General features: G+C 71.5%; 18 protein-coding genes and 1 pseudogene. 12 read left to right on the forward strand and 7 right to left on the reverse strand.

The features are described 5' to 3' along the window. Positions 1–410: 410 nt before the first annotated feature. Genes AC21LY_RS00735 through AC21LY_RS00745 form a run of 3 tightly spaced genes read right to left on the reverse strand, consistent with a single transcriptional unit; the run spans position 411 to position 3,842 of the window. Positions 411–1,892 carry a class I adenylate-forming enzyme family protein gene (locus AC21LY_RS00735; protein ID WP_489044205.1) on the reverse strand — a complete coding sequence of 494 codons (1,482 nt, stop codon included), beginning with the start codon at positions 1,890–1,892 and terminating at the stop codon, positions 411–413. Further along, the gene (locus tag AC21LY_RS00740) at positions 1,889–3,019 is read right to left on the reverse strand and encodes a DUF5938 domain-containing protein (RefSeq protein ID WP_489045395.1); all 1,131 of its coding nucleotides are present in this window, start codon (positions 3,017–3,019) and stop codon (positions 1,889–1,891) included. The genes AC21LY_RS00735 and AC21LY_RS00740 overlap by 4 nt, the downstream gene beginning before the upstream one ends. A 28-nt stretch (positions 3,020–3,047) precedes the next feature. Next, positions 3,048–3,842, reverse strand: a complete 795-nt coding sequence (locus AC21LY_RS00745; protein WP_489044206.1) for an SDR family NAD(P)-dependent oxidoreductase — start codon at positions 3,840–3,842, stop codon at positions 3,048–3,050. Positions 3,843–4,044: 202 nt separating this feature from the next. On the opposite strand from AC21LY_RS00745, the gene AC21LY_RS00750 reads away from it, so the two are divergent. Both AC21LY_RS00750 and AC21LY_RS00755 read left to right on the forward strand, forming a co-directional pair. Beyond that, positions 4,045–4,695: a TetR/AcrR family transcriptional regulator gene (locus AC21LY_RS00750; protein WP_489044207.1), complete on the forward strand. Its 651-nt coding sequence runs from the start codon at positions 4,045–4,047 to the stop codon at positions 4,693–4,695. A 154-nt stretch (positions 4,696–4,849) separates the two neighbouring features. After that, positions 4,850–5,437: a glycoside hydrolase family 16 protein gene (locus tag AC21LY_RS00755; RefSeq protein WP_489044208.1), complete on the forward strand. Its 588-nt coding sequence runs from the start codon at positions 4,850–4,852 to the stop codon at positions 5,435–5,437. 33 nt (positions 5,438–5,470) lie between these two features. Here the strand turns inward: AC21LY_RS00755 and AC21LY_RS00760 are convergent, their stop codons facing one another. Then, positions 5,471–6,055, reverse strand: coding sequence for a TetR/AcrR family transcriptional regulator (locus tag AC21LY_RS00760; protein WP_489044209.1), 585 nt, complete (start codon positions 6,053–6,055; stop codon positions 5,471–5,473). 48 nt (positions 6,056–6,103) lie between these two features. Between AC21LY_RS00760 and AC21LY_RS00765 the strand changes: the two genes are divergently transcribed. Then, on the forward strand, positions 6,104–6,715 hold the full coding sequence (locus AC21LY_RS00765) for a DUF1345 domain-containing protein (protein ID WP_489044210.1): 612 nt from the start codon (positions 6,104–6,106) through the stop codon (positions 6,713–6,715). A 16-nt stretch (positions 6,716–6,731) separates the two neighbouring features. Here AC21LY_RS00765 and helR read toward each other — a convergent pair whose 3' ends face one another. Continuing rightward, positions 6,732–8,912, reverse strand: a complete 2,181-nt coding sequence (gene helR / locus AC21LY_RS00770; RefSeq protein ID WP_489044211.1) for an RNA polymerase recycling motor ATPase HelR — start codon at positions 8,910–8,912, stop codon at positions 6,732–6,734. Positions 8,913–9,121: 209 nt separating this feature from the next. Here helR and AC21LY_RS00775 point away from each other — a divergent pair, with 209 nt between their 5' ends. From AC21LY_RS00775 to AC21LY_RS00800, 6 genes and pseudogenes are all read left to right on the forward strand, one after another. Then, a complete protein-coding gene (locus AC21LY_RS00775; RefSeq protein WP_489044212.1) occupies positions 9,122–9,766 on the forward strand; it encodes an ABC transporter permease in 645 nt (214 codons plus the stop codon). Next, positions 9,763–10,935: an ATP-binding cassette domain-containing protein gene (locus AC21LY_RS00780; protein WP_489044213.1), complete on the forward strand. Its 1,173-nt coding sequence runs from the start codon at positions 9,763–9,765 to the stop codon at positions 10,933–10,935. Before AC21LY_RS00775 ends, AC21LY_RS00780 begins: the two co-directional genes overlap by 4 nt. Further along, positions 10,932–11,738: an ABC transporter permease gene (locus tag AC21LY_RS00785; RefSeq protein ID WP_489044214.1), complete on the forward strand. Its 807-nt coding sequence runs from the start codon at positions 10,932–10,934 to the stop codon at positions 11,736–11,738. Before AC21LY_RS00780 ends, AC21LY_RS00785 begins: the two co-directional genes overlap by 4 nt. Before the next feature lie 14 nt (positions 11,739–11,752). Continuing rightward, positions 11,753–12,727 carry a glycine betaine ABC transporter substrate-binding protein gene (locus AC21LY_RS00790; protein ID WP_489045396.1) on the forward strand — a complete coding sequence of 325 codons (975 nt, stop codon included), beginning with the start codon at positions 11,753–11,755 and terminating at the stop codon, positions 12,725–12,727. Between the two features lie 67 nt (positions 12,728–12,794). Beyond that, a pseudogene (locus AC21LY_RS00795) lies at positions 12,795–13,292 on the forward strand (cupin domain-containing protein); the annotation flags it as partial. 75 nt (positions 13,293–13,367) lie between these two features. After that, positions 13,368–13,670, forward strand: a complete 303-nt coding sequence (locus AC21LY_RS00800) for a rhodanese-like domain-containing protein (protein ID WP_489045397.1) — start codon at positions 13,368–13,370, stop codon at positions 13,668–13,670. Between the two features lie 6 nt (positions 13,671–13,676). On the opposite strand, the gene AC21LY_RS00805 is transcribed toward AC21LY_RS00800, so the two are convergent. Continuing rightward, the gene (locus tag AC21LY_RS00805) at positions 13,677–14,843 is read right to left on the reverse strand and encodes a GAF domain-containing sensor histidine kinase (protein WP_489044215.1); all 1,167 of its coding nucleotides are present in this window, start codon (positions 14,841–14,843) and stop codon (positions 13,677–13,679) included. A gap of 83 nt (positions 14,844–14,926) precedes the next feature. Between AC21LY_RS00805 and AC21LY_RS00810 the strand changes: the two genes are divergently transcribed. After that, positions 14,927–15,175, forward strand: a complete 249-nt coding sequence (locus AC21LY_RS00810; RefSeq protein WP_489044216.1) for a hypothetical protein — start codon at positions 14,927–14,929, stop codon at positions 15,173–15,175. Between the two features lie 5 nt (positions 15,176–15,180). Here AC21LY_RS00810 and AC21LY_RS00815 read toward each other — a convergent pair whose 3' ends face one another. Then, complete coding sequence (locus tag AC21LY_RS00815; RefSeq protein WP_489044217.1) at positions 15,181–15,825, reverse strand: response regulator; 645 nt, start codon at positions 15,823–15,825, stop codon at positions 15,181–15,183. 194 nt (positions 15,826–16,019) lie between these two features. On the opposite strand from AC21LY_RS00815, the gene AC21LY_RS00820 reads away from it, so the two are divergent. Together AC21LY_RS00820 and AC21LY_RS00825 are read left to right on the forward strand one after the other, a co-directional pair. Further along, the gene (locus AC21LY_RS00820; protein WP_489044218.1) at positions 16,020–16,964 is read left to right on the forward strand and encodes an acyl-ACP desaturase; all 945 of its coding nucleotides are present in this window, start codon (positions 16,020–16,022) and stop codon (positions 16,962–16,964) included. 23 nt (positions 16,965–16,987) lie between these two features. Next, entirely contained in the window at positions 16,988–17,668 is a 681-nt protein-coding gene (locus AC21LY_RS00825) for a TIGR00266 family protein (protein WP_489044219.1), read from the forward strand. Positions 17,669–17,674 lie beyond the last annotated feature (6 nt).

A 17,674-nucleotide genomic window follows, 5' to 3' on the forward strand; every position in this document is an offset into this window, starting at 1 on the left:
CAGAAACGGTGCATGCCTTACACGTCCCCGGAAAGAACGTCCACTCACCGCGATGCACGCGGAGAACGCCGACCTGGTCCGGCACGTCCGTATAGGAGTTCCACGAGACGCACCGAGCCTCAAGGGCCAGATGGTTCAAGCGTGGGCCGGAGAAATCCTCGCATGCGCATCGCAGAACGCTCATCGAGTTGCACTCTGCGGTGCCCGCGCGACATCCGCTGGAATGCCTGCGCGACGGACGCGGCACCCTGGGCCGAGTGGTCGTAATGCTCCGAATTCATCGGCTCCAGCGACTCCCGATTTCCCTTGCCCCGGAAGCTCTTCCAGTCCAGCTCCTCTCGCCAACCTAGCAGAGGAAACGCCGGGGCCCGCGTCATGAGCACACGTTGTCACCCCCGATAGCCGCGCACCTACGATCGGGCCCGGTCTTGCCGGCGCAGGGTGGGTTTGTCGATCTTGCCGACGGGGTTCTTCGGGATCTCGTCGAGCAGGATCAGGTCGACGGGGATCTTGACCTTCGCCAGGGTGCCGTGCAAGTCGTCGAGGAGCTCAACGGCGGTGACGGTGGCACCCTCGCGGAGGGAGACGTAGGCGACGGGCACCTCGCCGAGCACCTCGTGCGGCCGGCCGATCACGGCTGCCTCGTAGACCTGCGGGTTGCGGTACAGCTGGGCCTCGATCTCCTTGGGATAGATGTTCTCGCCGCCACGGATCACCATGTCCTTCACCCGATCCACCAGGCGCAGGTAGCCGTCACCGTCGAGCATGCCGACGTCGCCGGTGCGCAGCCAGCCGTCGACGATCGTCTCGGCGGTGGCCTCGGGCCGGTTCAGGTACCCGGCCATCACCACGTCGCCGGCGATGAGCACCTCGCCGGTCTCGCCGGGCGCGACGTCGCGGAGCGCACCGTCGACGATGCGGATCCGCTGGCCCGGGAGCGCCGGGCCGACGGTGCCGGGCTTGCGCGGACCGTCGAGCGGGTTGATGGCCGAGGCGGTGGTCGTCTCCGACAATCCGTACCCTTCGACGATCGGGACGCCGAACCGCGATTCGAAGCGCTCGATGAGATCGACGGGCATCGGTGCGGCGCCGCAGATCCCGAACCGGAGCGAGGAGGTGTCCGGGACGACGTCGTCCGGCACCGTGGTGAGCATGGCGTAGATCGCCGGCACGGCCGAGAAGTACGTGGGCCGGTGCCGTTCCACGGCGGGGAAGAACTCGTCCGCGCGGAACCGGCCGACGATCGTGGTGCGCCCGCCGGCGCGCAGCGGAGTCAGCGTGCCGAGGATGACCCCGTTCGCGTGGAACAGGGGCAGCACCAGCAGGCTGTGGTCGCGCTCGGTGAACGAGAAGTGCTCGATGAACGACGCCGTCATCGCCGCGATGTTCCCGTGCGTGATCATCACGCCCTTGGGCTTGCCCGTGGTGCCGGCCGTGTAGATGAGCAGCGCCAGATCGGCCGGCATGACCCGCACCGGCAGCGCCTCCTCGCCGTCGGCCTCGGCCAGCAGCTCGTCGCACGGGAGCGCCGCGACACCGTCGGGGGTCCGGGCTCCGGGCTCGGTCACCAGGACGCGCGCCCGGGCGTCGGCTGCCTGGTAGGCGATCTCGGGCGGCGCGAGGGCCGGGTTGATCGGCGTGACGGCCGCGCCGAGGCGCCACGCGGCGAACAGCGCGACGACGAGTTCGACCCGGTTGGGCAGGAGTAGGCCCACGACGTCGCCGGGCTCCACGCCGTACTCCTCCAGCCGGGTGGCGGCCCTGCGGACGGCCGCGGCGAACTCGCTGTTGGAGAGGTCGAGGCGATCGTCCGCGAGAGCGGGGCCCGACGGTGCCCGCGCCGCCCGGATCTCCGGGAGGCCGGGCACATCCGGGACGTCGGGCAGCGTCATCGGTGCACCGTGACGATGGGCTCCGAGATGAGGCCGAAGGTGCGCAGGACGCCCTCGAGCTCGCGATGCCCGAAGGCCTGGCAGCCGGAGGCGAGCCCCGTGCGGCGCGGCGGCTGCTGCAGCAGCGAGTACGCGGCATAGGCCTGGAGCAGCCCGGTCTGCTTGTAGTTGCTGTTGCCGTGGATCACCACGTGGGCGCGGCCGAGCGGCCCGGAGGCGTGCACCGAGTCGAGTGACTTGTTCACGCGCGGATTCTCCCGGGGCGGCATCGAATTCATCACCTGCGCGGCGACGGCGTCGAGCGCGTCGGCGCGCTCCTGCGGCGACATGTCCTTCGTGGCCTCCAGTGCCTGTGCCACGATCACGGGGACGTTCTGCATGAGAGCGGTGTTGAACACCCCGCCCTGCGCCTTGCAATTGGCCACGCGCGGATCGCGCTTGAACCACACCGGATGGGAGGTGCCGCCCCACGGCAGCGACTGCGCCAGCTCATGCTGCCCCGGCACCACGAGGGGGACGAGTCCCTGCTGGGGGTCGAACGGGACGTACTGGTTCTGCTCGAGGTAGAAGGCGTCGCCGCCCGCCGCGTTGACCAGGATCGTGCGGGTCGAGGCGATGGTCGGGCTGCCGCCCCAGAAGACCGCGATGTCGAGCGTGTCGAGTCCCGGTGTCTCCAGGGCGATCTGCGCCGCGATCTCGCCCGTGGTGTACATCTGCGCGATGCCCGGGGCCAGCAGCAGTCCTGCCTCCGCGAAGCGTGCGTGGAAGGTCTCGTCGAGGTGGATCAACCAGTCCTGCTCGCCCGTGGTGTCGCAGTAGTGCGCCCCCACGGCCAGCGCCGCCTCGACCACGGGATCGCCGAGCTTGATGAAGGGGCCCACCGTGTTCAGCACCACCGAGCTGCCCCGGAAGAGTTCGGTGAGGGCGCCGAGCTCGTGCTCGACCTCGGCGATCTCGTAGTCCGCCGTCTCGATGCCCGCGACGTGCGCGTTCATCGACTCGGTGAGCTTGCCTTCGTCGCGGCCCGCCGCGGTGAAGGGCACGTTGTACTCGCGCAGGTACTCACAGACCAGGCGTCCCGTGTAGCCCGAGGCGCCGTACACCACTACCGGCTTGTTGCTCATGATGCTCCTTGTTCCTTCAGGGTTTCGACGGTCACATACCCATGCCGCCGTCAACGGGCAGCCCGGCGCCGTTGACGAAGCGGGAGGCGTCGGAGGCGAGGAAGACGACCGCGTCCGCCATGTCCTGCACCTCGCCGAGGCGACCGCTCGGTGTGAGGCCGACGACCGCCTCGACGGCCTCCTCCGGCGAGCCGAACAGGCCGATGCGCGCCATATCGACCGCGAGCCCGGTGCCCATCTCCGTGGGGACCAGGCCCGGGTAGATGCAGTTCACGCGCACGCCGTAGCCGAGCTTCCCCGATTCCATCGCCGCCACCCGGGTCATCCGGTCGATCGCGGACTTGGTGGCCGAGTAGATCGCGATCCCGGGGAAGGCGATGGTGGCCGCGACGGAGGCGACGTTGATGATGGCGCCGCCGTTGCCCGCCGCGCCGCCGGGCCGCATCGTGCGCAGGCCGTGCTTGAGACCGAGGGCCGTGCCGAGCACGTTCACGTCGAACTGCCGCCGCACGTCGTCGACGGTGATCTCGGTGAGGAGTCCTGTGATCTCCACGCCGGCGTTGTTGACCACCACGTCGAGCCCGCCGAGCTGGGTGACGGTCGCGTCGATCGCGGCGCCCCAGCTCTCCTCCGACGTGACGTCGAGGTGGACCGAGCCGTTCCCCGCGCCGAGCTCGGCGGCGACGGTGGCGGCCCGCTCCGACTGCAGGTCCCCGAGCATCACCCGGGCGCCCGCGGCCGCCAGCGCCCGCGCCATGCCCTCGCCCAGCCCCTGGGCCCCGCCGGTGACGAGGACGCGCCGCCCGGTCAGATCGAATGCGCTCACGACTACTCCCTTGATCGAGATGGATCGGACTCCCGTGGCGTCACGCAGTGGCGACCGTCACACTTCGGAATCTAGACGACTGTCAAGAAAAACACTGGACAATCGTCAAGATCTATCCGTCGGGGCCTCGCGCTGGTTCGACGGAGGGGGGCTATCCTGGGGCGATGCCGACGAGACGGCGGCCGGAGGAAGGGAGCGCGGGGTGACCGAGGTGATCACGCAGGCGAGCGCCCCCGCCGCCGTGGGGGCCACCAAGCACGCGACGAAGGTCGCGGCGAAGCGCGACGAGCTGGCGCGCGCGGCGCTCAAGACCCTGTCCGAGCTCGGCTACGCCCGCACCAGCCTCCGCGAGATCGCCGCGAACTCCGAGTACAGCCACGGCGTCTTGCATTACTACTTCGCCGACCGGTTGGAGCTGATCGCGCACTGCGTGCACCTCTACAAGGCCGAGTGCATCGCGTCGTACGACGACGTCCTTCGTCCCGACGACGACGCGTCCGCGCTGCGGGCCCGGTTCGCGGAGCGGCTCGCCGCCACGATGGAGGACAACCTCCCGACCCACAAGCTCTGGTACGACCTGCGCTCGCAGGCCATGTTCGAGGCCGCGCTCACCGACGACGTGCGCGAGATCGACGGTGCGCTCGAGGCGATGATCTGGCGGGTCGTGAGCCGGTACGCCGACCTCGCGGGCGGGGCGCCGCTCCTCGACGCCGCAGGCGTCTACGCCGCCCTCGACGGGCCCTTCGAACGTGCGGTGCGCCGCCGCGTCCTCGGCGACGAGGCCGCCGGTGTCGATCTCACCGTGCAGGTCTTCGCGCTGCTCGACGCCCTCGTCGTGCGGGCCGGCCACTGAGCATGGACTTCCACGATCGTTTCGGAGAACTCGACCGCTCCGTCTGGACCGATTCCTACCTGCCCGCGTGGAGCTCCCGCGCGGCCGCCCGCGCGACCTTCGAGACGGGCCCGGTGGGGCTGACCCTCTCGATCCCGCCGGCCCAGGGCCTGTGGTGCCCGGACCTGCATCCGACGCCGCTGCGGGTCTCGGCGATCCACTCGGCCAACCGGTCCGGCCCGTCGGGTCCACCGACGCCCAGCAGCCCTTCCTGCCCGACCAGCGCGTGAGGGAGGAGCAGGAGACGCTTCTGGGCTTCACCCCGCACTACGGAAGCATCGCTGTGGAGTGCTCGGCGGTGATCTCGCCCCGCTCGATGTTCGCCGCCTGGATGGTGGGGCTGGAGGACCGCCCCGAACGCTGCGGTGAGATCTGCCTCGTGGAGGTCTTCGGGGACACGGTCGAGAACGGGACCGCCGCCGTCGGCCAGGGCATCCACCGGTTCCGGGACGACGCCCTGACCGAGGACTTCACCGCCGAACGCCAGGTCATCGATGTCAGCCGCCCCCATGTCTACAGGGCGGACTGGGAGCCGGGGCGGGTCAGCTTCTCGATCGACGGGGCCGTCACGCGCGTCACTCGGCAGGCCCCCGACTACCCGATGATGCTGGTACTCGGGGTCTTCGACTTCCCCGATCGTCCGGGGGACCCGGCGGCGACGCCCAGCATGACGGTGTCCGCGGTCTCGGGCACGGACCTCTAGGGTCCGCCGGCGCCGTCCGTCCGGGCACGGGCGTCAGGGCTCCGACGGTGCCCCGTCGTCCGGCGTGCCGCGCAGGGCGCCGTCGGTGAAGGTGCGGAAGGCGAAGGCCAGCGTCTCGAGCGAGGGCAGGGTGCCGCTCTCGTAGCCCACCAGCAGGTACAGCGCCGTCGTCGCGTACTTCTGCGCGAGCTCGGGGTCGCCGAGCACCTCGGCGTAGGTCTCGGCGATCACGTCCCGCCGCTCCAGGTCGACCTCGGCCTGGTGCCGCGCCACCTCCGGGTCGTGCGCCGCCCACACCCGGATCGCCGCCTCGGTGGCGTGCGGCAGCGTCAGGCCGACGTCGATGAGCGCCATCAACCGGTCGTAGGCGTCGGGCACCTGCCGGGCCGCCTCGATCAGCCGGTCGCTCTTGGTCTCGCGCCAGTAGGCGATGAGCGCCGACGTGAACTCGAGCCAGCTCGGATAGGCGTGGTAGAAGCTGCCGGTGGACGACCCGGCCCGCTCGCACACCGCGGCCAGCTTGAGCGCCGCGTGCCCCCGCTCGGCCAGCACGGCCAGGCCCGCTTCGAGGAACCGGAGCTGGACGTAGCGCGACGGGCTCGAGCGGGCGGGCGGCATGCGGCGATGGTATCCGCCGCACGGCAGCTGCCGTGGAATGCTTGCCACATGCGACGCTCCGCACTGGTGCCCCTTCTCGAGACGGTGCTCACCCTGCTCGGCCTGGCCTGGCTGGCCGCGGTGCTCGTGTTCGGGCGGGCAGCGGTGCCGCTGCTGGTGACGTGGAACGTGGCGGCCGTCGCCTACGTTGTGGCCGGCTGGTTCCTGCTGCGCCGCCGGATCCCGGCGGGCGAGGACGACCCGGAGCTGCTCGCGCCGCGCTGGCAGACCACCCTGTTCGCGGCCGTGGTCAGCGGCTCGGGACTGGTGGGCGGCCTGCTCATGATCGCCACCCGCGGCAGCGAGCCGGACCCCGCGCTCCAGCCCGTCGCCGCGGCCACGGTCCTCCTCTCCTGGCTCCTCCTGCACACGGCGTTCGCGCAGATCTACGCGCGCGACTACTTCGCCACCGGCGGCCTGCAGTTCCCGGAGTGCGATCGCCCGCAGCTCACCGAGTTCGTCTACTTCTCCATCACCATCGGCACGTCCTTCGCGGTCTCGGACGTGACCGTCACCCAGCGCTCGACGCGCCGTCTCGTGATCGTGCACAGTGTGCTCAGCTTCTTCTTCAACGCCGCCGTCGTGGCCATCGCGCTCGACTGGATCAAGGGCGGGGGCTGAGCACGTCGTGCGGCCGTCAGCAGGCGCCGACGGTGCTCTCGAGCCCGGACAGGCACGCCGGTAGCGGCGCGCGGTGCAGTACCCCGAGCCGTTGGGTGGCGCGGGTGAGCGCCACGTACAGATCGGCCGCGCCGCGGTCACCGTCGGCGAGGATCGCGCCCGGGTCGACGACGAGCACGGCGTCGAACTCCAGGCCCTTCGTCGCCGAGGGAGGTACGGCTCCGGGCGTACCGTCGGGCCCGATGACGACGAACGTGCCCTCCCGGCCGCTCTCGTCCCGGACGAACTCCTCGATCGCGCCGGCGAGCTCGTCGTCGCCGAGCCGCCGCGCCCACGGCCGGACGCCCGACGCGCGCACGGACTCGGGCGGCGTTGTGCCGGGTGCGAACTCGGCGAGCACGCCGGCCGCGACCGCCATGATCTCCGCCGGGGTGCGGTAGTTCACCGTGAGCGCGGTGTAGGCCCACCGCCCGGCGACGAACGGGTCCAGCATCTCCCCCCACGACAGTGCGCCCGCGGGCGCACTGCGCTGCGTCAGGTCACCGACCACGGTGAACGAGCGCGACGGGCAGCGCCGCATGAGTGCGCGCCAGTCCATCGCGGAGAGCTCCTGCGCCTCATCGACGACCACGTGCCGATAGACCCAGGTGCGGTCCGCCGCAGCGCGGTCCACCAGGTCCCGGGTGTCCCGCTCCTCGAACCGGTCCGCGAGGTCGTCGGCGTAGAGCAGGTCGGTGGCGAAGAGATGATCCTCGTCGTCCATCGAATCCGCCCGGGAGACCAGCGAATCCAGTACCCCCTCGGCGAACTCCGCCTGCTCCTTCCGGGCCGCCGCGGCGGCGGAGCCGTCCGGGGCCTCGTGCGGGCCGAGCAACTCGGCGAGCTCGTCCAGCAGGGGCACGTCCGAGACGGTCCAGGCGGCACCGTCGGCGCGCAGGAGCGACGGGTCGGCGCCCGCCGCGGCCAGCCGCTCCGGCGAGCTCAGCAGGTCCGCGAGGAGTCGCTCGGGGGAGAGCACGGGCCACAGCTGATCGACGGTGCGCCGGAAGGTCCCGTCGACCGCGAGGTCCGCGAGCATGCTGCCGCGCATCTCCTCCCAGGCCCGCGTGTCCTCGCGACGCAGCCACTGCTTCCCGATCCGGCCCAGCGCCCGCTCGGTGATCGCCCAGGTCAGAACGTCGAGGAAGACGGCGCGCGCCTGGTTGTGCGGCTGTCCGCTGTCGGTGGCCTCGTCCCGGGCCCAGCCGACGACGTCCGCCTCGATCCGTACGGTCGCGTCGCCCAGCCCGATGGAGACGGGGGCCTCCGGCAGGGTGCGACGGTCCGCGACCGCCACGGCGAGGACGTCGGCCATGGCGGCCGCGCCCTTGATCCGCGCCACCGCGGGCGCATCCCCGGCCCGGGCCGTGACGCCCGGGTAGAGCGTGCCGGGCGTCGCGAAGACCACGTCGGACTCGCCCAGCGAGGGCAGTACCCGACCGATGTGCTGCAGGAAGGACGTGTTCGGGCCGACCACCAGCACGCCGTGCCGCTCGAACCGCGCCCGCTGCGTGTACAGCAGGTACGCCACGCGGTGCAGCGCCACGACGGTCTTGCCCGTGCCCGGGCCGCCCTCGATCACCGTCACGCCCGGGTCGTCGGACCGGATGATCCGGTCCTGGTCGGCCTGGATGGTGGCGACGATGTCGCGCATCCCCTCCCCGCGCGGCGCGTTCACCGCGGCCAGGAGCGCCGCGTCGCCGCGGGCATCGGCACCGGGCCGCCCCAGCATCTCGTCGGTGAACGAGGTCAGCTCCCGGCCCCGGCTGAGGAACTGCCGCCGCCGGTGCACCCCCTCCGGGTGCGCCCCCGTGGCCGTGTAGAACGGTCGCGACGCCGGCGCGCGCCAGTCCAGCAGTAGTTCCCGCTCGTCGTCGAACAGGCCCAGCCGGCCCACGTACCGCGTGTCGACGGTGCCGTCCTCGTCCGGTTCGCCATCGAGCCGCCCGAAGGCGAGCCCCTCCTCGGCGACGTCCAGGCGGCGCACCTCGCGCGCCGAGGTCATCACGTCGCCCTCCCGGTCCACCGCCCGGCCCTCGTGGTCGCGCAGCGCGTCGGCGTACCGTCGACGCGCCCGGGCCCGTTCCGCATCCAGCCGCGCGTACAGCCCGGCCACGTAATCGCGCTCCGCTGTCAGTTCGTTCTCGTACTCGCTCATGCATCCACCTCGTCAGAAACCCGGTCCGGCCAGCGAGTATGCGCCCTCACCCGGCCCTTGCGGCAAGGCCCGGGGTGCGCTATACAGTGAAGTGGGAGAGAGATTCCATGCTCTCGCACGGTCGGTCGCGCTCTCGTCCGGACCGGCGGATTTCGCCCACCGCGACGCGAACCGCGCGGAAAGCCCCCATCCTCGGTAGGTTCGGCACTGTGGACCTCCGCAGATTCCTCGACGGTCGTGGCGGTCAGCTCGGCTTCCTCACCTATCAGCACGCCTCGCTGGTGATCCAGTGCGTGCTGCTCGGGTCGGTGATCGCCCTGGTGATCGCGGCCCTGGTCTATCGCTCCCGCGCAGGAGCCGCCTTCGCCACCGCCGTCGCCTCCGTCGGGATGACGGTGCCCTCCCTCGCGCTCCTCGCCCTGCTGCTCATCGTCTTCGGGCTGGGCGTCACTCCGTCGGTCACGATGCTCGCCTTCTACGCCACGCTGCCCATCCTGACGAGCGCCATCGTCGGGCTGCAGGCGGTGCCGCCGGCGCTCGTCGAGGCGGCGCGCGGCCTCGGGATGCCGCGCTGGCGCGTCCTGGCCACCGTCGAACTCCCCAACGCCTGGCCGGTGATCCTGACCGGGATCCGGGTGAGCACGCAGCTCGTCGTGGGTGTCGCCACGGTGGTGGCGTACGTCCTCGGGCCCGGCCTCGGCTCCCTGATCTTCTCCGGCCTCGCCCGTCTCGGCGGCGCCGGCGCGCTCGAATCCGCGCTCGTGGGTACCGCTCTCGTGGTGGCCGTGGCGCTCGTACTCGACGGCCTCCTGGTGCTCCTGGGCCGCTTCACCGTCTCGAAGGGACTGCGATGAGTGAAACGACCGGCGTATCGATCGAGCTGGAGAAGGTGATCAAGCGCTACCGCGGCCAGGACGAGCCGGCGGTGAGGGAACTCTCCATCGCCATCGACGCGGGGGAGACGGTCGCCATCGTCGGGCCCTCGGGCTGCGGCAAGACCACCACGCTGAAGATGATCAACCGGCTGATCGAGCCCTCCTCGGGCCGGGTCCTGATCGGCGGGAAGGACGTCACCAAGGCCGACGCCGACGAGCTGCGGCAGGGCATCGGCTACGTCGTCCAGGCCGGCGGGCTGTTCCCGCACTGGACGGTGGAGAAGAACATCGGCGCGGTGCCCGGACTGCTCGGCTGGGACAAGACCCGCACCCGAGCGCGGGTCACGGAGCTGCTGGAGCTCGTCGGGCTCGACCCGGAGGTCTTCCGCGGCCGGTTCCCCAAGGAGATGTCCGGCGGCCAGCAGCAACGCGTCGGCGTCGCCCGCGCCCTCGCGGCGGATCCGCCCGTCCTGCTCATGGACGAACCCTTCGGCGCCGTCGACCCGATCACCCGGGTACGGCTGCAGGATCAGCTGCTCGCGATCCAGGAGGACCTGCACAAGACGATCGTCATCGTCACGCACGACGTGGACGAGGCGATCAAACTCGGCGACCGCGTGCTGATCCTCTCCGAGGGCGGCCGGATCGAGCAGTTCGGCACGCCGGAGGAGATCCTCACGGCGCCGGCCAACGCCTTCGTCGAGGAGTTCGTCGGCGCGGGCGCCACGCTCAAGCACCTCTCCCTCAGCTCGGTCGGTGAGATCCCCAGCGCGCCCGTCGTCCTCGCCCGCCCCGGTGACCCGTCGGAGGAGGTGGCCGCACGGGCCAAGGAGGCGAAGCTGAGCTGGATCGTCGTGGTCGACGAGGAGGACCGGCCGCGCGCCTGGCCGTCGGTGGCCGAGGTGCTGAGCAAGCCCGTGGTCTCCACCTACATCGATCAGCGGCTGCCGGTGGCCGAACGCACCGCCACGCTCGCCGACGCGCTCGACGTGATGCTCGCCTCCAGCCAGGGCGGCGTGCTGGTCACCCAGCGCGGCAAGGTCGTCGGTGCGCTCACCATCGAGCAGGTCGCGCAGCGGATCCGGGAGCGGCAGGCGCTCGCGAATCCGGAGCAGGCCGCCGACACCTACCGGACGGGGCCGTCGTGACCGCCGCACCCGGGGCGGCCGGGGCGGCCGGTCCGGCGCGCGTGGGGCCGACGCCGCGCTTCGCCGGAGGGGTGCCGATCGACCTGATCCTCGAGCCCCTGCTGGTGATCGCCGGTGTCGTCGGCTACCTGGTCTGGCACGCCACCCGAGACTTCTCGGAGACCGAGGCCGTGCAGCTGCAGTGGTCCAAGCTCGGCGAATCGGTATGGCAGCACGTCCAGCTCACCGTGGTCTCCGCCGTGCTCGTCGTGCTCATCGCGATCCCCCTCGGAACCCTGGTCACGCGCAAGCGGTTCGCCCGCGTCGCACCGGTGATCGTGGCCCTCGCCAATGTCGGCCAGGCCGCGCCGGTACTGGGCATGGTGGTCCTGTTCGCCATGTGGTTCGGCACCGGCTTCCGCACCGCGGTCGCCGCGCTCGTCGTCTACGCGGTGCTGCCGATCCTGCAGAACACCGTGACCGGGTTGCGGCAGGTCGACGAGCGGATCATCGAAGCCGCGCGCGGACAGGGCTTCTCCGCCTTCGCGACGCTGATCCGGGTGGAGCTGCCCCTGTCGGTGCCGGTGATCCTGCACGGCGTGCGCACGGCGCTCGTGATCCTGGTGGGTACCGCGACCCTCGGCACCTTCATCGGCGCCGGCGGCCTGGGGGTACTGATCACCACCGGCGTCACGCTCTACCTTCCGGCGCTGCTCTTCTCCGGCGCCCTGCTCGTCGCGTTGCTGGCGCTCGCGATCGACTGGCTGGCCCGGCTCGCCGAGTACCTGCTGGCGCCGCGCGGCCTGCGCGGGGTGACGGCATGACGCGGGGCGACGGGATGACGGGGACCGCGCGCGTGCGGCGAGCGCTGCTGCCGGTACTGGTGGGCCTCTCGGTGCTCCTCGCCGGTTGCGGGCTGGCGAGCTCGTCGGGCCACTTCGTGCACGCCGAGCCGGTGGACGGCCGGCGTCCGCTGGCGGGCGCGAAGATCACCGTCACCTCGAAGTCCTTCTCCGAGGGCGTGCTGCTCGGCAAGATCAGCACCACGATCCTGCAGGCCGCCGGCGCCGAGGTCACGGACCTCACCAACGCACCGGGCTCGATGTCCTCGCGGCAGGCGATGGTGAGCGGGGCCGCGGACCTCTCGTGGGAGTACACCGGGACCATCTGGGTCAGCTACCTCGGCCAGACGGAGACGATCAGCGACTCGACCGCGCTGTGGACCCGGGTCCGGGACGCGGAGCGGGCCAACGGAATCACGGTGCTCGCGCCCGCACCGTTCAACAACACCTACGCCTTCGCGGTGACGCCGGCACAGAAGGCGCAGCGGAACCTGAACACGCTGAGCGACCTGTTCCGGCTGCCGCCCGCGGAGCGGTCCCTGTGCGTGGATCCGGAATTCCAGTCGCGCCCCGACGGACTGGGGCGTCTCCTGGAGAAGTACCAGGTGCCCCTCGGCGGCGGCACCCCGCCGAACACCGTCACCACGATGGACGCCGGCGTCATCTACTCCGCCGTCTCCGGCGGCACCTGCACCGCCGGCGACGTCTACGCCACCGACGGCCGGATCCGCAAGCTGGGCCTGCAGCTGCTCCAGGACGACCGGAAGTTCTTCCTGCCCTACGACGGTGTGCCGGAGGTGCGGACGGACACGCTCGCGAAGTACCCGGCGATCACGGACGTCTTGGGCACGGTCAGTCGCCTGCTGACCAACGAGACGATGCAGGAACTCAACGGGCAGATCGACATCGAGGGCCGCGATCCCGCGGACGTCGCCGCCACCTGGCTCAAGAAGGTGGGCCTCGTGCGCTGAGTGCGGCTTGCGGTCGCGGTGAGCGGAAGGCTTCACCGGAGCTCCGCACCGTCGGACACTGAACCGCATGACCGAGAACGCACCGGACCTGTTGGCGCTCACCGCGGCCGAGGCGGCCCGGGTGCGTGCGGGGGAGTACGACCGCGTGCTCCCCACGCAGTGGCCGGTCGGCGAGCGCTGGTCCACGCGGCTGTGGGGCGACGACGACGTGGACGTCTGGCTGATCAGCTGGGTGCCGGAGCGTTCGACGGAGCTGCACGATCACGCCGGCTCGCTGGGCGCGCTCACCGTGGTCTCGGGCTCGCTCGCGGAACGCAGCTGGGACGGGAGCGCCCTGCGGGAGCGCCGGATCGACGCCGGGGGCCAGGCGTCCTTCGACCGTGGCTGGGTGCACGACGTGACCCGCCACGCCGATGCGCACGACGCCGCGACCGGCGAGGCGGCCACGCCGACCCTGTCGGTGCACGCCTACTCACCGCCCCTGACCGCGATGTCGTACTACGAGGTCTCCCCGGGCGGGCGGCTGCGCCGCGTGCGCACCGAGCTGACCGACGAGCCCGAGGGGCCCACCGGGGGACGCGGCGTCGACGAGTTCCTGGCCGGCGCGCGGGACCGCATCGACCGGGTCGCGGCCGCGGACCTGCGCGCCGAGCTCGACGCCGGCGCCGTCCTCGTCGACACCCGTCCCGCTGCGCAGCGGGCGGCCGAGGGCACCGTCGACGGCGCGCTGGTGATCGAACGCAACGTGCTCGAATGGCGCCTCGACCCGACGTCCGATGCCCGGCTCCCCGAGGCGACCGGGTGGGATGTCCGGTGGATCGTGCTGTGCTCGGAGGGCTACGCCAGCTCCCTGGCCGCCGCGGCGCTGCGCGACATCGGCCTGCGCCGCGCCACGGACGTCGCGGGCGGGTACCGCGCACTCGCGTCCGCGCTCGTCGTCTGACCTGCCCTACGGCACCCGCGGCACCGACCACCGCACGACGGTGCCGGGGCGCTCGGCCCCGGCCTCCGCGGGCTGCAGCTCGACGGTGCCGCCCCGCAGCTCGGCGCGGGTGGCCAGGTTCCGCAGTCCGCTGCGGCGCCCGCCCGCGGGGATCCCGTCACCGTCGTCGGCGATCTCGACGGTGACGGCCTCGCCGGTCGCGATCACCGTGACCGTGACGCGGCTCCCGTTCGCGTGCCGCACCGCGTTGGAGACGCTCTCCGTCACCACGGCCTCCACGTCGCGGATCAACGCCTCGTTCGACACCGCGCTCTCCACCGGTCCGGAGAAGCTCACGTCGACCGCGTACTCGGCGCCCTGCGCGACCGCGCGCACGGCCCGCACCAGCCGAGTACGGAGCCCCGCGCCGCCCGCGGACAGCTCGAAGATGGTGGAGCGGATGTCGGCGATCGTGCGGTCGAGCTCGCCGATGACCCCGTCGAGCCGCTCGCGGACCGGCTCGTCCGTCGCGGTGGCGCGCGCGACCTGCAGGCCGAGGCCAGCGGCGAAGATCCGTTGGATCACGTGATCGTGCAGGTCGCGGCCGATGCGCTCGCGCTCCTCGAGCAGTTGCAACTCGCCGAGTCGCTGCTGCTGCTCGATCGCCTCCGAATGCATCTGCGCGTTGTCGATGGCGACCGCGGTCGCCGCGGCGAAGATCTCGATCGCCTTCGCGTCGCTGGCGGTGAACGCGAGACCGTCGGCCTTCTCCGAGAGGTAGATGCATCCGAACAGCTCACCGCCGACGATGATCGGCGCGCCCAGGAAGCTGTGCATCGGCGGGTGGTTCTCCGGGAAGCCCACCGAGGCCGGGTGCTCGGAGAGCTCGGCGATCCGGAGCGGCTGCTGCACCTGAAGGAGATGACCGAGCAGTCCGCGGCCGCACGGCGGATCACCGATCCGGGCGGCGGTCTGTGCGTCTATGCCCACGTAGATGAACTCCTGCAGCGAGCCGTCGCCGCTGCTCACGCCGACGGCGCCGTACCGGGCGTCGACCAGCGCCATCGCGGAGGTGACGATGCGCCGCACCGTCGCCGGCAGGTCCAGGCCCTGGGCCACGACCATGACCGCGCTGAGGATGTCCTGCAGGTCGGCGTCCGGGCGGTGCGCGCCGGTCCGGCCGTGCGCGGTCATAGGACGGGGCTCCGGGAGAGGGGGAGCATCCTCGGGACGGTCGTCCCTGGTGCCGGGCGGCGCCGGACCGGAGGCTGGGCGGTGTGAACGGAATCGATATCGACCCGCTGGACCGGGCGGACGTGCGCGCACTCGTCGTCGACCTCGCCGAAGCCGCCTACGCGGGGCGGCTCGCCCGCTGGAACGAGGTGCGCACGGCGGCGGGCGTCGACGACCTCGACTGGGAGTACCTGGTCTGCCGTCTGCTGGGGCGGCTGCTGGCGGAGCGCGCGATGCAGCGCGGCACGCCGGTGGTCGACGCGTGGCCGCAGGCCCGCGCAGCGCTGGTCTGAGCCGCTCATCTGCGCGGCCCGCCCTCGCGCAGCTCCGCGGCCCGCAAGGCCGCCTGCACCCGGTTCTCCACCCCGAGCTTGGCCAGGACGCCGGTGACGTGATTGCGCACCGTCTTCTCGGCGAGGAACATCCTCTGGGCGATCTGCTTGTTCGTCAGGCCCTCCCCGATGAGCTCGAGCACGGCTTCCTCCTGTCCGGTCAGGACCGACGGTGCCGCCGGTGCGGCCCGGCTCTCCCGGATCCGCTGGAGGACTCGCGCCGTGCTCGCGGAGTCCAGGAGGGAGCCGCCGGCCGCGACCGTACCGATCGCGGAGACCAGCTCGGTGCTGCGGATCTGCTTGAGCACGTAGCCCTGCGCCCCCGCGGTGATCGCGTCGAGCAGGGCGTCGTCGTCGGAGTAGGACGTGAGAACGAGGCAGGGCAGCTCGGGGATCTGCTCGCGGAGCGAGCGGACGAGATCGATACCGGAGCCGTCGGGCAGGCGCACGTCGACGACCGCCACGTCGGGGCGTACCGCGGGAATGCGGGCGAGGGCCTCACGGACCGTCGACGCCTCGCCCACCACGGTGTGGCTGCCGTCCGTGGTGAGGAGGTCGGCCAGGCCGCGCCGGACGATCTCGTGGTCGTCGACGAGGAATACCGAGGACATGCTCCTCAGCGTAGGGCCCCGATCATGCCGCGCGGCCGCCGAGGGACGGTCGGCGGCCAATGTCGGGACATACGTCCCGGTCGTCCCGGTGCAGACGGCCCACCTGCGCGGACGCACCGTCGGACCGGATTCCGGGACGTCGCCGGGGACGCTCGCCACTGCCCGCCCGCCCGGGCGCGGGGAAGGCTGGTGGCATGAGTGATCTGACCGACCTGGAACTGCTGCACGAACTCTCGGACACCGCCGAGCGGGAGGTCGACCGGCACCTGCGGCAGGCGGTCGACTGGCACCCGCACGACCACGTGCCGTGGAGCCGCGGCCGGGACTTCGCGGCGCTCGGGGGCGAGGACTTCCGGGAGAGCGACTCGCGGCTCTCCCCGGTCGCGCGGGCGTCCCTCGTGATGAACCTGCTCACCGAGGACAATCTGCCGAGCTACCACCGGGAGATCGCGGAGAACTTCACCCTCGACGGGGCCTGGGGTTACTGGGTGCACCGCTGGACCGCGGAGGAGGCTCGGCATTCGATCGTCCTGCGCGACTACCTCACCGTGACCCGCGGCGTCGATCCCGTGGAACTCGAGAACCTGCGGATGACGCAGATGCAGCACGGTTTCGCGCCGGGGATGAACTCGATGCTGCTGTCCGTGAGCTACGTGACCTTCCAGGAGCTCGCCACGCGGATCAGCCACCGCAACACGGCCGCGGTGTGCGACGATCCCGTTGCCGACCGGATGCTCGCCCGGGTCGCCGCCGACGAGAACCTGCACATGTTGTTCTACCGCAACATCCTCGGCGCGGCGATCGAGGTCGCGCCGGAACAGGCCCTCACCGCGATCCACGCGGTGCTTACCAACTTCCAGATGCCCGGGGCGGCGCTGCCGCACTTCCGCCGGGATGCGGTGCTCATGGCCAAGAGCGGCATCTACGACCTGCGTCAGCACCGCGACGCGGTGGTGGTGCCGGTGCTCCGGAAGTGGAATCTGCTGGACCGGACCGACCTGGTGGGCGAGGCGGCGCGGATGCGGGATCTGATCGGCGACTTCGTCGGCGAACTGGAGGTCAGGGCACGGAAGTTCGAGGAGGCGCGGGACCGCGCGCTGGACCGGGAGGCGCGTCGCAGGGAACGTCTCGCGAGCTGACCGGATTCGGCTAGATTGACGCCATGCAGGTACAGCTCCGCCACAATCCCTCGTTCTCCATGGCCCGCTGCCAGCTGGCGCCGAACGAACCGATGACCGTCGAGTCGGGCGCGATGGTCGCGCACTCCGCCGGGATGATGCTGCAATCGCAGGCGCAGGGCGGCATCATGCAGGGCCTCAAGCGCAGCCTGCTCTCGGGTGAGTCCTTCTTCGTCTCCACCTTCACCGCGCCGCAGCAGGGCGGCTGGGTGGACATCGCGGGCGTCCTTCCGGGCGATATCGCGGTGCTGCAGATCCAGCCCGACCGGCCCTACTACGTGACCCGCGGCGGGTGGCTCGCCAGCTCCTACGGCGTGCAGACCACCACCCAGTTCGGCGGTGCGAAGACCTTCTTCGGCGGAGAGGGCGCCTTCGGCCTGCAGGCCGCCGGGCAGGGCGAGGTACTGGTGGCGTGTTACGGCGCGATCGACGTGATCGACCTGCGGCCCGGTGAGCAGGTGGTGATCGACACGGGCCACGTGGTGGCCTACGACCTGAACATGCAATTCACCATGCGACGGGCCGTGCAGGGCAAGTGGATCCAGTCGATGAAGTCCGGCGAGGGGATGGTCTTCGAGTTCGTCGGCCCGGGCCGCGTCCTACTGCAGACGCGCAATCCGCGCGGGCTCGAGGGCTGGGTGCGCTCGGTGGTCCCGTCCTCCTGAGCGGAC

Source organism: Tsukamurella sp. II2bb, assembly GCF_057815145.1.